General features: G+C 52.1%; 13 protein-coding genes. 2 read left to right on the forward strand and 11 right to left on the reverse strand.

Going from position 1 to position 13,124, the window contains the following annotated elements:
• Positions 1–24: 24 nt before the first annotated feature.
• Together rimM and rpsP are read right to left on the reverse strand one after the other, a co-directional pair.
• Positions 25–567, reverse strand: coding sequence for a ribosome maturation factor RimM (gene rimM, locus H8K43_RS09375; RefSeq protein WP_186903582.1), 543 nt, complete (start codon positions 565–567; stop codon positions 25–27).
• 13 nt (positions 568–580) lie between these two features.
• Positions 581–832, reverse strand: coding sequence for a 30S ribosomal protein S16 (rpsP, locus tag H8K43_RS09380; protein WP_162021307.1), 252 nt, complete (start codon positions 830–832; stop codon positions 581–583).
• Between the two features lie 167 nt (positions 833–999).
• Between rpsP and H8K43_RS09385 the strand changes: the two genes are divergently transcribed.
• Positions 1,000–1,416, forward strand: a complete 417-nt coding sequence (locus tag H8K43_RS09385) for an NINE protein (protein ID WP_186903583.1) — start codon at positions 1,000–1,002, stop codon at positions 1,414–1,416.
• Between the two features lie 108 nt (positions 1,417–1,524).
• On the opposite strand, the gene H8K43_RS09390 is transcribed toward H8K43_RS09385, so the two are convergent.
• The 9 genes from H8K43_RS09390 to ugpQ form a co-directional block, all read right to left on the reverse strand.
• Positions 1,525–3,315 carry an acyl-CoA dehydrogenase gene (locus H8K43_RS09390; RefSeq protein WP_186903584.1) on the reverse strand — a complete coding sequence of 597 codons (1,791 nt, stop codon included), beginning with the start codon at positions 3,313–3,315 and terminating at the stop codon, positions 1,525–1,527.
• Between the two features lie 226 nt (positions 3,316–3,541).
• The gene (locus tag H8K43_RS09395; protein WP_186903585.1) at positions 3,542–4,474 is read right to left on the reverse strand and encodes an electron transfer flavoprotein subunit alpha/FixB family protein; all 933 of its coding nucleotides are present in this window, start codon (positions 4,472–4,474) and stop codon (positions 3,542–3,544) included.
• Between the two features lie 89 nt (positions 4,475–4,563).
• Positions 4,564–5,316 (reverse strand): electron transfer flavoprotein subunit beta/FixA family protein, encoded by a 753-nt coding sequence (locus H8K43_RS09400; protein WP_186903586.1) that lies wholly within the window; start codon positions 5,314–5,316, stop codon positions 4,564–4,566.
• A gap of 613 nt (positions 5,317–5,929) precedes the next feature.
• Positions 5,930–6,157 carry a sulfurtransferase TusA family protein gene (locus tag H8K43_RS09405; RefSeq protein ID WP_162021312.1) on the reverse strand — a complete coding sequence of 76 codons (228 nt, stop codon included), beginning with the start codon at positions 6,155–6,157 and terminating at the stop codon, positions 5,930–5,932.
• Between the two features lie 229 nt (positions 6,158–6,386).
• Positions 6,387–6,896, reverse strand: a complete 510-nt coding sequence (locus H8K43_RS09410) for an NUDIX domain-containing protein (protein WP_408058508.1) — start codon at positions 6,894–6,896, stop codon at positions 6,387–6,389.
• On the reverse strand, positions 6,896–7,414 hold the full coding sequence (locus H8K43_RS09415; RefSeq protein ID WP_186903587.1) for a GNAT family N-acetyltransferase: 519 nt from the start codon (positions 7,412–7,414) through the stop codon (positions 6,896–6,898). The genes H8K43_RS09410 and H8K43_RS09415 overlap by 1 nt, the downstream gene beginning before the upstream one ends.
• Positions 7,411–10,023, reverse strand: a complete 2,613-nt coding sequence (gene alaS / locus H8K43_RS09420) for an alanine--tRNA ligase (protein ID WP_186903588.1) — start codon at positions 10,021–10,023, stop codon at positions 7,411–7,413. The genes H8K43_RS09415 and alaS overlap by 4 nt, the downstream gene beginning before the upstream one ends.
• 277 nt (positions 10,024–10,300) lie before the next feature.
• Positions 10,301–10,627 (reverse strand): hypothetical protein, encoded by a 327-nt coding sequence (locus H8K43_RS09425; RefSeq protein ID WP_222611000.1) that lies wholly within the window; start codon positions 10,625–10,627, stop codon positions 10,301–10,303.
• A 258-nt stretch (positions 10,628–10,885) separates the two neighbouring features.
• Positions 10,886–11,632, reverse strand: coding sequence for a glycerophosphodiester phosphodiesterase (ugpQ, locus tag H8K43_RS09430; protein WP_186903589.1), 747 nt, complete (start codon positions 11,630–11,632; stop codon positions 10,886–10,888).
• Between the two features lie 208 nt (positions 11,633–11,840).
• On the opposite strand from ugpQ, the gene H8K43_RS09435 reads away from it, so the two are divergent.
• Positions 11,841–13,091, forward strand: coding sequence for a CaiB/BaiF CoA transferase family protein (locus H8K43_RS09435; protein ID WP_186903590.1), 1,251 nt, complete (start codon positions 11,841–11,843; stop codon positions 13,089–13,091).
• Positions 13,092–13,124 lie beyond the last annotated feature (33 nt).

Below are 13,124 nucleotides of genomic sequence, written 5' to 3' on the forward strand. Positions count from 1 at the left end.
CTTGTGCGTTCTGATTCCATTCGCTTAATAATCCGTACCCCAGTCGACCTGTATGCTGCGCGCAGCCTGATCTACTTGTTTGACAAAATGTTCAACAAATGGGATCAGCTTTTCGTGCTTGTGCAATTCAGCTTCAGGAACATCCGGCGCCGCCACCCGTAAAATCGGATGCGCACCGTTATCCATCAGATCGCGTACCACGCCCAGACTTTCGCCGGCCAGGTTACGAACTTCCAGCCCTACCAGATCTATCCAGTAAAACTCCCCTTCAGCCAGAGGTGGGAAATGCTTGCGTGAAATTTTAACTGTCGCACCTTTCAGTGCCTCAGCTGCATTCCGGTCAGCGACGCCCTTCAGTCTTGCAACGACATCCTCGCCATGGATTTTTGCTTCCAGGCGTGAGATTTCCTGCAATTCCGGCCGGTCTATCCACCAGTCTTTAGCGGATAACATCGCATCTGCGTCGGCAGAATAAGGACGTATCCTTACCCAACCCTGAATGCCAAATGCTCCCGAGACATAGCCCACCAGGACCAGATCTTCAGGAACATGAACTCCTGCGGACATAGAAAGCAAACTATTAAGCTGCTTTTTTGCCAACTTGAGCAACCAGACGTGCAACTGATGGGGACAGTTGTGCGCCTACGCCTTGCCAGTAAGCCAGACGGTCTGCAGCAACGCGAACTTCTTCAGCATTGCCAGTTGCTACTGGATTGTAAAAACCGATGCGTTCGATAAAACGACCATCGCGACGATTGCGAGAGTCAGCAGCAACGATATTGTAGAAAGGGCGCTTTTTTGCACCACCACGAGCTAAACGAATAACGACCATAATATTTCCAAAAAAAATGTACTAAACGCGGAAAAAGCTGTAGATTATAGCCCGCTTAAATCAAAAGAAGCAAGGATTATCCAAGATATCCTGTCACCCCGTCTGCTTTTCGACACCAGCAGAGTGTTAGTCTACAATCAACCCCTCTGAGACTACCTGCTAAAGCCATGACCACATCCCCGAAAAACAAGACGCTGGCGAGCTTACTGGCGATTACCCTGGGCAGCCTGGGTGCACATCGCTTCTATTTACACGGCTGGCGCGATAAGCTGGGCTGGTTGCATTTTAGCAGCTTACCGGTCTCCGCCCTGATCGCCAGCATTTTCTTTGGCTGGCCAGGCCTGTTCAGTTACGGCTTACTCATCCTGTCATTTCTGATTGCACTGCTATGCGGCCTGGTATTCGGCCTGACTGCGGATGAGAAATGGGACGCGCAATATAATCCAGGTGCCCCCGGCTACAGTGATTCTGGCTGGTTGCTGGCCTTGCTACTGGTGCTGGCTACCGGTGTCGGTGCAATAGCCCTGATAGGCGTGTTAGCACGCAGCTTTGACCTGCTTTACACTGGCGGCGCCTACGGCTAAAACCCCAGCCCTGAGAACCGCGTAAAAAAGCCCGGGGCAGTTTGAACTGCACCCGGGCTTTTTAGATTCCGTCACTGCCCAGAAATCAGGCGGTGAACACCAGTTGAATCAGAACTGATCTTCACGCAATGCCAGCACGCCTGCACTGCCATCCACGATAGCAGAGCGCAAACCTTGCGCGGCAGACAGGATATGGTCAGCAAAGAAACGCGCAGTGGCGATCTTGGCTTGCAGGAAGTCAGCATCACCCTGACCCGCCTGCAATTGTTGCTGCGCAATCACTGCGGCACGCGCCATTTGCCAGCCACCGAGCACGATACCAGCCAGCTTCAGATACAACACGCTGCCAGCAAATACGCCTTTGATATCCTGCTTCACATTTGCCACCACAAAGTTAACTACATCTTCCAGTGCAGCAGAACCCGCCGCCAGCTGATGCTGAATCGCGACGCTGTCTGTGGTTGCCAGCAGAGCCAGCGCTTCTTCTGTCTCACGCACACGTGCGATCAATGCCTTGGCAGTGGCACCACCATCACGTGCCGTTTTACGGCCCACCAGATCATTCGCCTGAATTGCGGTCGTACCCTCGTAAATCGTGAGGATTTTCGCGTCACGGTAATGCTGTGCTGCGCCGGTTTCTTCGATAAAGCCCATACCGCCATGCACTTGCACACCAGTCGAAGTCACGTCCAGCGACATCTCTGTCGACCAGCCTTTCACGATAGGCACCAGGTATTCATAGACAGCCTGGTTTTCTTTGCGAATTGCCGCGTCGGTATGGTGATGTGCAATATCACTGAAACCCGCAGCCACGTAAGCCAATGCGCGCGCGCCTTCAGTCTGTGCGCGCATCGACATCAGCATGCGACGCACGTCAGGATGATGAATAATCGCAACCGGACCAGCAGAACCTGCCAGATCACGCGACTGCACGCGGTCACGCGCATATTGAACGGCTTTTTGATAAGCACGCTCAGCCACGCCTATGCCCTGCAGACCAACGCCAAAGCGGGCTGCATTCATCATGATGAACATGTATTCCAGACCACGGTTTTCTTCACCGACCAGCGTGCCTATCGCACCACCGTGATCGCCGAACTGCAATACCGCAGTCGGGCTGGCTTTGATACCCAGCTTATGTTCTATCGATACGCAATGCGCATCGTTGCGCTCGCCCAGGCTGCCATCGGCATTGACCAGATATTTAGGCACGATGAACAGGGAAATACCTTTGACACCCTCAGGCGCGTCCGGCGTACGTGCCAGCACCAGATGGACGATATTTTCTGCCATATCGTGCTCACCATAGGTGATGAAAATTTTAGTGCCGAAAATTTTATAGCTACCATCGCCTTGCGGAACTGCACGGCTGCGTACCATGGCCAGATCAGAACCAGCCTGAGGCTCGGTCAGATTCATCGTACCAGTCCATTTACCGGAAATCAGATTTTCCAGATAAATCGCTTTTTGCTCATCGCTACCCGCTGTCAGCAAAGCCTCAATCGCACCATCAGTCAGCAAAGGGCACAAAGCAAAGGAAATACTGGCGGAATTCAACATTTCGATACACGGCGTCGCAACCAGCTTAGGCAAGCCCTGACCACCGAATTCCTGCGGATGCTGAACACCCTGCCAGCCCGCCTCACCAAACAGTTTGAATGCTTCTTTGAAGCCCTTAGTGGTGAATACCTGACCATCCTGCCAGTAACTTGGCGCCTTATCGCCCTCCCAGTTCAAAGGTGCAACGACTTCACCGGCAAACTTGGCATTTTCTTCCAACACGGCTTCAACCGTTTCCGCAGTAGCATCTTCGCAACCCGGCAATACGTTCACATCAGACAAACCGGCGAGTTCATTGATCGCAAACAGCATGTCTTTTACAGGAGCAACATAACTCATAGCTTTTCCCAAAATAGTGAGGACCTACAATTATTCAAACCTTGCTAATCGTGCTCAGAGCAACACGCACAAACGCTGGTCGTAAAAAAAGGACAGAATCAGCAATGTGTCACAACAACAATTTCTATGCTGTCAATCACGCGACAAACCACTCACTCTGTCCTCGGTGGATATCAGGCAAGCTGCATATCCACGGGTATTTCATGTCAACTCAAGCCAACTGCAATCAGCCCAGTTCAGCAACCAGTTGCGGAACGATCTCAAACAGATCGCCAACGATACCGTAGTCAGCCACAGAGAAAATCGGTGCTTCCGGATCTTTATTGATAGCAACGATAGTTTTGGAGTCTTTCATCCCTGCCAAATGCTGGATCGCGCCGGAAATACCGACTGCAATGTACAGCTGAGGCGCAACGATCTTACCGGTCTGACCAACCTGCCAGTCATTTGGCACATAGCCAGCATCGACCGCAGCACGGGATGCACCCATCGCCGCGCCCAGCTTATCTGCCAGCGGTTCCAGTACTTTGAACGCGTCAGCAGAACCCATGCCACGACCGCCGGAAACGATGATTTTGGCTGCCGTCAGTTCTGGACGATCAGATTTCGCCACCTCACGCGAAACGAAAGCAGACTTGCCGGAATCAGCAACTGCAGCGATTGTTTCTACAGCAGCAGAACCACCGCTGGCAGCAGCTGCATCAAAACCTGTGCTACGCACGGTGATGACTTTGACTGCATCGGAAGATTGCACAGTAGCGATAGCATTACCGGCATAGATAGGACGCTCAAAGGTATCTGGTGCGTCAACTTTAGTGATTTCAGAAATCTGTGCTACGTCCAGCTTCGCTGCGACGCGTGGCAGTATGTTTTTACCGTAAGCGGTTGCCGGTGCCAGGATATGGCTGTAAGCAGCAGCAACTGCCAGCACTTGTTCAGCAATGTTTTCTGCCAGTCCATCTGCAAAATGTGCCGCGTCAGCGTGCAATACCTTGCTCACGCCAGCGATTTGAGCAGCTGCAGCAGCAGCGGCGCCAGCATTGGAGCCAGCAACCAGTACGTGCACATCACCACCGCATTGGAGAGCGGCAGTAACGGTATTCAAAGTGCTGCCCTTCAGGCCAGCATTGTCGTGTTCAGCGATGACGAGTGTAGTCATGATGTTTTCCACTTAATAAAGCACCAGCATCAGATCTGGTGCAAAGATTCGTAAAAGATGTGTCTGTATCAGCAAGCAAGCCGGGCAAATCAGCCCAGTACCTTGGCTTCATTTTTCAGTTTGGACACCAGTGTCGCGACGTCAGGTACGGTAATACCGGCGCTGCGTTTTGCTGGCTCAGCGACTTTCAGTGTCTTGACGCGGGAAGTCACATCCACACCCAGATCAGCAGGTTTCACATTGTCCAGCTGCTTTTTCTTTGCTTTCATGATGTTAGGCAAAGTCACATAGCGTGGCTCGTTCAGACGCAGATCGGTCGTTACGATGGCTGGCAGCGTCAGAGCGACTGTTTCCAGGCCGCCGTCAACTTCACGGGTCACTGTTGCTTTACCGTCAGCGACTGTGACTTTCGATGCGAAAGTCGCCTGTGGCCAGCCCAGCAATGCGGCCAGCATCTGACCTGTCTGATTGCAGTCATCATCAATCGCTTGCTTACCCAGGATGATCAGTTGTGGCTGTTCTTTGTCTGCCAATGCCTTGAGCAGTTTTGCCACTGCCAATGGTTGCAGCTCAGCATCGGTTTCCACCAATATGCCGCGATCTGCGCCAATGGCCATCGCAGTACGCAATGTTTCCTGGCATTGTGTAACGCCACAGGAAACCGCAACGATTTCAGTGACCGCACCAGCTTCTTTGAGACGGGTAGCTTCTTCCACCGCGATTTCATCGAATGGGTTCATCGACATTTTGACGTTAGCAATATCAACGCCAGTGCCATCGGATTTAACACGTACTTTGACGTTGTAATCGACTACTCGTTTGACTGGTACCAGGACTTTCATAGTTCTGCCTTTATGAGCTAATGAGGGATACAGAAAAGTTAAAATTTAAATACTTAAAATACTTAATGGGACTTACGCAAAATTGTCCCAGCAAGGCATAGCGACGCAGGCAGTACGCAGTGTACGACAAGGAGCCATAACGCCGCTGGGGCGGTTTTGCGTAAGTCCTACTTAACTAACAGGATGCATTTACAGGAAATCTACGCGTAGCGTATTTAAACTTTGTAGCAACATCGTTGATGTACAAATAAAGCATCTTAAGCGTTTTGGGCCAATTGCGCACTCAAATTGACGTATACGTAAATCTTAAGAATTATAAATCGAAACTATCAACATTTCCGCAAATTTAGCACGATCGTTCCTTTTTTGCGCAAACTGAAGCTAGAGCAGTAGGTCTAATCCCCAGAAATACCTGCAAAATTGCGACATCCTGTCGGTAATTAGCCCAAACAGTCAAATACAACAGCGACGCCGGATAAATAGCTAATAATAAAAAACCCGCCTGTTTAGCGGGTTTTTTATTATTAGCATGATGCTTGAAATTAACACGTACATCTTAGGCTGAGAATAGTCTGTGCGTATATATGGCACAGACACAAACTGCCAGCAGTGCTTATTTGCGTTTGATGAAATACTCAAACTCACTGCTCTTTTCCTCGTGCGCCAGCAATTCATTGCCAGTCTGTTTGGAAAATGCCTTGAAGTCACGCACTGAGCCTGGATCGGTCGCCAGCACATGCAGCACTTCGCCGGTAATCATCTCGGCCAGCGCCTTTTTAGTCTTCAGAATAGGCAGTGGACAATTCAGTCCACGGGCATCCAGTTCTTTATTGAATTGCATGATTTTTCCTGTAGCAGCAAATGGATTACGACCATTCGCAAAACTTGTGATGCACCAATTCTACCGGAATTTCGACAGACATGGTGCAATGCAGCACACTAACAACATTTTCTGAATTTTCTACCAATATTTTTGCACCAAAATGCAGCAAAGAAACAAAAAACTGCTAAAGCATTGCTTTTAATTATGCTGCAAACAACATGACAATCTGGATTTTTCAGATGCAGATTTAGAAATCTGTAAAAACCGGTTCCAAGCCTTGCGTGCGCATCCAGTCCGCCATGGCCAGACCAGTTCCCGCACGCCAGGGTCGCAGTTTTTCCGGCGCAATCAGGCGATACTCAATCAACTCTTCAGATAAGCGGATTTCGCCGGATGCACGCACATGGTAGGCAATAATCAACTCATTCTTGCGCATAAATTCATACACACCAATCAGACTGATCTGCTCCGCCTGCAAATTGGTTTCTTCTTTGAGTTCACGTGCCACGCCCTGCTCCGGCGTTTCATCACGCTCCATGAAGCCTGTAATCAGTGCAAAGGTTTTTTCAGGCCAGGCCGCATTACGTGCCAATAAAATCTTCCCTTCGTACTCAACCAGAGCTGCCAGAACAGGCAAAGGATTATCCCAATGTGTCCAATGTCCATCAGGACAGGCCAGCCTGAGTTTGCCACCCTCACCGGAATCAGCACGTTCGGTCAGGGTCTGCGCGCAGACCGGGCAATAACGTAAGTTCATCAGCGCTGATGTAATGGCAGTAACGGCTGGCGTGGATGCAGCCTGGCCATGGAATACACATCAGCATAACTGCCGTGACGCAAGGCATGCGCACGGTGTGTACCTTCTATCTCGAAACCGAATTTCTGATACAGATGTACGGCTGCAGCATTATCACAAAACACGTGCAACTCTATACGCAATATCGGCAGCCAGTTATCGGCGAACTCAAGTAATTCCGTGAGTAGTGCCGTACCGACTCCACGGCCAGTAAAAGAATCGGCAACACCGATACCCAGTGTTGCCGCATGGGCCCGTCGCTGTTTTTTCTCAGTGTGCAATCCTGCCGTTCCCACGATCACGCCATCATAAATTGCGACCAGCAAGACATCTTCGGCAGGAAAATGCCGTAATTTTTCCTGCCACATATCGAGTGAGGGATGTGGCAGTTGCAGCGTTCCGGCGTAGGCGCCGGAACTTGCATAGACCCGTTGGATCTGGGCCGCATCAGAGAGTTCTGCGCGACGGATGTGGATCATACGCGTGAATTAACCCAATCAGCGACACCAGCCAATGCTGCTGGCAAGCCCGATGGATCGGTACCACCGGCCTGCGCCATGTCAGGACGGCCGCCGCCTTTACCGCCAACTTGCTGGGCCACGAAATTGACCAGCTCACCCGCTTTCAGACGTGCAGTCGCATCAGCAGTCACGCCCGCAATCAGGCTGACCTTGCCATCGCTGACCGATGCCAGCACGATAGCCGCTGTTTTGAGCTTGTCCTTGAGCTTATCCATGGTTTCACGCAAGGCCGTCACATCTGCGCCTTCCAGCGTCGCTGCCAGTACGCGGATGCCCTTCACGTCGACTGCCTGATTCACCAGTTCATCGCCCTGGCTGGATGCCATTTTCGACTTCAGCGTAGCAAGTTCTTTTTCCAGCGCTTTGACATGATCCTGCACCTGCGCGATACGCTGGGTCAGCTCTTCCGGTTGAGCTTTCAATGCTGCCGCTGCTTCCAGCACGCGATTGTTCAGGTTCTGCACCAGCGCCAGCGCGACTTCACCTGTAACAGCTTCAACGCGACGGATGCCGGCAGCAACGCCACCCTCTGCCACGATCTTGAACAGACCAATATCACCGGTACGGCTGACGTGGGTACCACCGCACAGCTCACGTGAGGAGCCGATGTCCAGCACGCGCACTTCATCACCGTATTTTTCACCGAACAAGGCCATTGCACCGTGTTTAACAGCATCATCAAAGCCCATCAACTGCGCCTGGGTCGCGACGTTCGCCAGGATTTCGCGGTTTACGATCTGTTCAACCTGACGGATTTGCTCAGCCGTCATCGCTGCATTGTGGCTGAAGTCAAAGCGGGTCTTATCTGCATCCACCAGCGAACCCTTCTGTGCCACATGACTGCCCAACACTTCACGCAGCGCTTTGTGCATCAGATGGGTGGCAGAGTGATTACGCATGGTTTGCGCACGCACATCAGCGGCGACTTCTGCTTTCACGGTCTGCACGATAGTCAGCTTGCCAGACTTCAGAACACCATGATGACCGAATACTTCAGCCTGGATTTTCTGGGTGTCAGCGACTTCGAATACCGCGCCGTCGCTGCCGACCAGCACGCCGGAATCACCACACTGGCCGCCGGACTCAGCATAGAAAGGCGTAGTATCAAGTACCGCGATAGCCTGTTGGCCAGCCTGCACTTCATTCACGGCGCTGCCATCCACATACAGAGCGATGATTTTAGCTTCGTGTTGCAGTTGTTCGTAACCGACAAAGCGGGTTTTCTCGCCGCTATATTCAATCGCAGCTGCCATCTTGAACTTGCCGCCTTCGCGTGCTTTTTTACGCTGCAATTCCATCGCAGCATTGAAGCCTGCTTCGTCCAGCGTCACACTGCGTTCACGGCAGATATCGGCCGTCAGATCAAGCGGGAAACCATAAGTGTCATACAAAGTGAAAGCAGTTTCACCATCGAGGTTTTTGCCATCTTTCGCCAGCGCCGCCTCCAGAATTTTCATACCGTTTTCCAGCGTTTCACCAAAGCGTTCTTCTTCCTGACGAATCACCTGTGCCACACGTTCAGCAGCCTCGGCCAGCTCAGGATAGGCTCCTCCCATTTCCTGCACCAGATCATTGACCAGTTTAAAGAAGAAAGGCTGGCTCTGACCCAGCTTGTGTCCATGACGCAGTGCGCGGCGGGTAATACGGCGCAGCACATAGCCACGGCCTTCGTTACCTGGAATGACGCCATCCACAATCAGGAAACCGGCGCAGCGGATATGATCAGCAATCACGCGCAGGGAATTGTTTTCCAGATCGGTGCAGCCGGTTTCACGTGCGGCGGCTTTGATCAGGGCCTGGAAGGTATCGATTTCATAGTTGGAATGCACATGCTGCAGCACTGCAGACAAACGCTCCAGACCCATGCCGGTATCCACGCATGGTTTAGGCAATGGATGCAGTACGCCGTGTTCATCTTTATTGAACTGCATGAACACCAGGTTCCAGATTTCAATGTAGCGGTCGCCGTCTTCTTCAGCAGATCCCGGAGGACCGCCCCAGATATCAGCACCATGGTCGTAGAAAATTTCGGTACATGGGCCACAAGGTCCGGTGTCGGCCATTTGCCAGAAGTTATCGGAAGCGTAGCGTGCGCCTTTGTTGTCGCCGATACGTATGATGCGCTCGACGGGCACGCCGATTTCATTTTTCCAGATATCGTAGGCTTCGTCGTCTTCCTGATACACGGTCACGGTCAGCTTTTCTTTAGGCAGCAGATACACGGTAGTCAGCAATTCCCAGGCATAGTGAATCGCATCTTTTTTGAAGTAATCGCCGAAAGAGAAGTTACCCAGCATTTCAAAGAAAGTGTGATGACGTGCGGTATAGCCCACGTTTTCCAGATCGTTATGCTTACCACCGGCGCGCACACTGCGCTGTGCCGTGGTGGCGCGGGTATAGGCGCGCTTGTCCTGACCAAGGAACACGTCTTTAAACTGCACCATACCGGAGTTGGTGAACAGCAGCGTAGGATCATTACCGGGAATCAGGCTGGAAGAACGCACACGCGTATGGCCTTTAGATTCGAAAAAGCTGAGGAATTTATCGCGGATTTCGGACGAGTTCATAGATAGTGAGAATTTTGCTGAAAATGAAGTTAACGTCTGATTATACGGTATAAATTCTGGACTCCGGCACCCCAAACCTGCCCGAATCCAAAAGCTGCTCAAATTAGCAACATCATCCCCCGCCCGCTTCGCTGTCCCGCTTATAGTCAGCTGCGCAGCCCGCCCACAGCCAGACTGCATCTCAGTCTAAAGTGGCTATAGAAGAAAACAAAAACAGAAAAACCAGCACTAAGCCGGTTTTTCTTTGAGATGTCTGGCGGGTCAGCGTATCAGCGTATCAAGGCGTTACCTTGCGTGCATTGTGCTTTTTCTGTTCTATGCGACGGCTGGCAACATCTTCTTCATGCCTGAGTTTGGCGCGCTCCTGCTTAGTCACCACACCATCAGCTTTCGCTGCCTGCTTGTCGGCTTCGATTTTCGCTTCACGTTTTTCCAGATTCGCACTTTCTTTGGCTGTCAGCTCGCCGCTGCTGACGCCCTGTGCAATGCGTTTTTCCTGACGCACCTGACGCTGATCGATTTTCGGGGTATTGGTGTTTTGTGCAAAAGCCGGTGCGGCAAACAGGCTAATAAGGGCCAGCATGGCAAATGGATGAGCTTTCATTGTGACTCCTGTTTTGGTCGGTAGAGATAAGGCTCAACAAGGTATTGAGCAGCGGTCTGAGAACGCAGCGTGATGACTGGCGCACTGATATTCTTAGCTGTATAACGGGCTGGCGAACTCCGCGCTGACACGGTTTTGTATGCGCATGTAACGGGGAGTAGCAGACTCTGCACACTGTATCAGGATGAAAAATACCAGTCGCGGACAACCCGCATCATGCTATGAAAAATCACGCAGCCAGTTTAGCGCAGGCTGCGGTTAGAAATCAGCTGGAATACGGTCCGGATAATCGGTACAAAACGCATCCACACCCCAGCGCAGCAATTCGTGTGCACGTTCAGGCTCATTGACGGTGTAGCAGAACAGGCCGTAGCCCGCATTTTTCACCTGCGCCGCCCATTCCTGACTCAGGTGTTTGTGGTTCACATGCAGCGCAACTGCGCTTAGCTCCTGCAGCATGGATTTCCAATCGGGATGCGGGCTATCCAGCAGCAAGGCGCGCGGAATTTGCGGTGCTGCGGTTTTGGCAGCACGCAATGCAGTCATTGAAAATGATGAGAGCAAGGGCAGCCGTGCAGGATCGCTGCTCACCACATCTGCAAAGCAAGCTGCGCTCAGCGCGGCCACAATGCGTCCGGTCACTTCTTCATGGCCAGGACTGGGTTTGATCTCGACGTTCATCCAGATCTGCTGTTCGCGGCAAAAATGGATGACTTGCTCATAGCTGGGTACTGGCTCGCCTTGGAAGCGTGCATCCAGCCAGCTACCCGCGTCCATAGTCAGTAAATCTGCCGCATCCGTCCCGGCAACCAGTCCACTTCCCGCCACAGTGCGCCCAAATTCGGGATCATGCATCAGCACAGGGACGCTATCCTTTGATAACATCACATCAAACTCGACCGCATGAAAACCCAGTGCCAGACCGCAACGCAAGGCGGCCAGGGTATTTTCCGGCGCCAACTTACCTGCACCGCGATGCGCTAACACTTTAGGATAAGGCCACATGGTATTTTCTTTCCTTCATCTGTAGCAATATGGGGGATAAGCACGTTTGCATGAAACAAAGCAGATCACGCTGATCAAGCTGACCACAGTATATAAACAGGTCTGAACTGTGAGAACCGTCAATCCAGCGCAGCCATCGCGTCGCAGCGACAGTTTTACAGCAGTCCCAATACAATAACGAAAATAATTCATAACAGGATAAACCAGGATGAGTACGGAGACAGCAACAACATCAACAAAAACAGCATTAGGACATTTACGCGTACTCGATCTGACCCGTGTTTTGGCGGGTCCATGGTGCGCCCAGAATCTGGCCGATTTAGGGGCGGAAGTGATTAAAGTCGAGCGCCCCGGCGCGGGCGATGATACCCGTAGCTGGGGACCACCTTATCTGCGCGATGAGGATGGAGCAAACACTTCAGAAGCTGCTTACTATCTGACCGCCAATCGCGGCAAGCTCGCCATCACAGTCGATATCGCAACGGCGGAAGGTCAGCAAATTATCCGTGAGCTGGCAGCACAATCTGATGTGGTACTGGAAAATTATAAGGTCGGTCAGCTTGCCAAATACGGATTGGATTACGCCTCACTGAAACAGATCAAACCCGATCTGATCTATTGTTCCATCACGGGTTTTGGTCAGGAAGGCCCGTATGCGGCGCGTGCTGGTTATGACTTCATTGTGCAGGGCATGGGCGGTTTCATGTCGCTGACCGGCGAGCGCGATGATCTGCCCGGTGGCGGACCACAAAAAGCCGGTGTTGCGATTGCTGATCTGATGACGGGCATGTATGCCACCATTGCGGTAATGGCAGCACTCAGTCACCGCGACCGGACTGGCGAAGGCCAGTATATCGACATGGCCTTGCTCGATGTCCAGGTGGCGATGCTGGCGAATATGAATATGAATTACCTGACCACTGGCGTCGCGCCTCAGCGCTGGGGTAATGCGCATGCCAATATTGTGCCCTACCAAACCTTCGCCACTTCAGATGGACACATCATCGTCGCTGCAGGCAATGACAGCCAGTATAAAAAATTTGTGCAAATCGGCGGTCGTCCCGAACTCGCTGACGATGCGCGCTTCAGCAGCAATCCGGCGCGGGTACAACATCGTGAGCAACTGATACCGCTGCTGGCGGAGATGGTCAGGCTGAAATCCAAGCAGGAATGGATTACGTTGCTGGAACAGGCTGGCGTCCCCTGCGGTCCGATCAACCGCCTCAATGAAGTGTTTGATGATCCTCAGGTCAAGGCGCGCCAGATGCAGATCAGCCTGCCCCACCCCAGTGCTGGCAGCGCACCACTGGTCGCCAGTCCGATCAAGCTGTCCGCCACACCGGTCAGCTATCGCAACGCGCCACCGCTGCTGGGGCAGCATACTGAGCAGATTTTGAGCGATCTGCTGCACTATGACGCAGAGCGCATCGCTGAACTGCGTGCACGCAAAGTCGTCTGACAGGAATGCAATCCGGCGCAGCGCATTGAAATT

Origin of the sequence: Cognatundibacterium curvum, from assembly GCF_014284235.1 — a bacterium.
In the GTDB taxonomy this organism is placed as follows: domain Bacteria; phylum Pseudomonadota; class Gammaproteobacteria; order Burkholderiales; family Burkholderiaceae_D; genus Undibacterium; species Undibacterium curvum.

Bases quoted from the DNA above. Each gene is read 5' to 3' on its own strand.
- rimM (WP_186903582.1), bottom strand. From the start codon at position 567: ATGTCCGCAGGAGTTCATGTTCCTGAAGATCTGGTCCTGGTGGGCTAT.
- rpsP (WP_162021307.1), bottom strand. From the start codon at position 832: ATGGTCGTTATTCGTTTAGCTCGTGGTGGTGCAAAAAAGCGCCCTTTC.
- H8K43_RS09385 (WP_186903583.1), top strand. From the start codon at position 1,000: ATGACCACATCCCCGAAAAACAAGACGCTGGCGAGCTTACTGGCGATT.
- H8K43_RS09390 (WP_186903584.1), bottom strand. From the start codon at position 3,315: ATGAGTTATGTTGCTCCTGTAAAAGACATGCTGTTTGCGATCAATGAA.
- H8K43_RS09395 (WP_186903585.1), bottom strand. From the start codon at position 4,474: ATGACTACACTCGTCATCGCTGAACACGACAATGCTGGCCTGAAGGGC.
- H8K43_RS09400 (WP_186903586.1), bottom strand. From the start codon at position 5,316: ATGAAAGTCCTGGTACCAGTCAAACGAGTAGTCGATTACAACGTCAAA.
- H8K43_RS09405 (WP_162021312.1), bottom strand. From the start codon at position 6,157: ATGCAATTCAATAAAGAACTGGATGCCCGTGGACTGAATTGTCCACTG.
- H8K43_RS09410 (WP_408058508.1), bottom strand. From the start codon at position 6,896: ATGAACTTACGTTATTGCCCGGTCTGCGCGCAGACCCTGACCGAACGT.
- H8K43_RS09415 (WP_186903587.1), bottom strand. From the start codon at position 7,414: ATGATCCACATCCGTCGCGCAGAACTCTCTGATGCGGCCCAGATCCAA.
- alaS (WP_186903588.1), bottom strand. From the start codon at position 10,023: ATGAACTCGTCCGAAATCCGCGATAAATTCCTCAGCTTTTTCGAATCT.
- H8K43_RS09425 (WP_222611000.1), bottom strand. From the start codon at position 10,627: ATGAAAGCTCATCCATTTGCCATGCTGGCCCTTATTAGCCTGTTTGCC.
- ugpQ (WP_186903589.1), bottom strand. From the start codon at position 11,632: ATGTGGCCTTATCCTAAAGTGTTAGCGCATCGCGGTGCAGGTAAGTTG.
- H8K43_RS09435 (WP_186903590.1), top strand. From the start codon at position 11,841: ATGAGTACGGAGACAGCAACAACATCAACAAAAACAGCATTAGGACAT.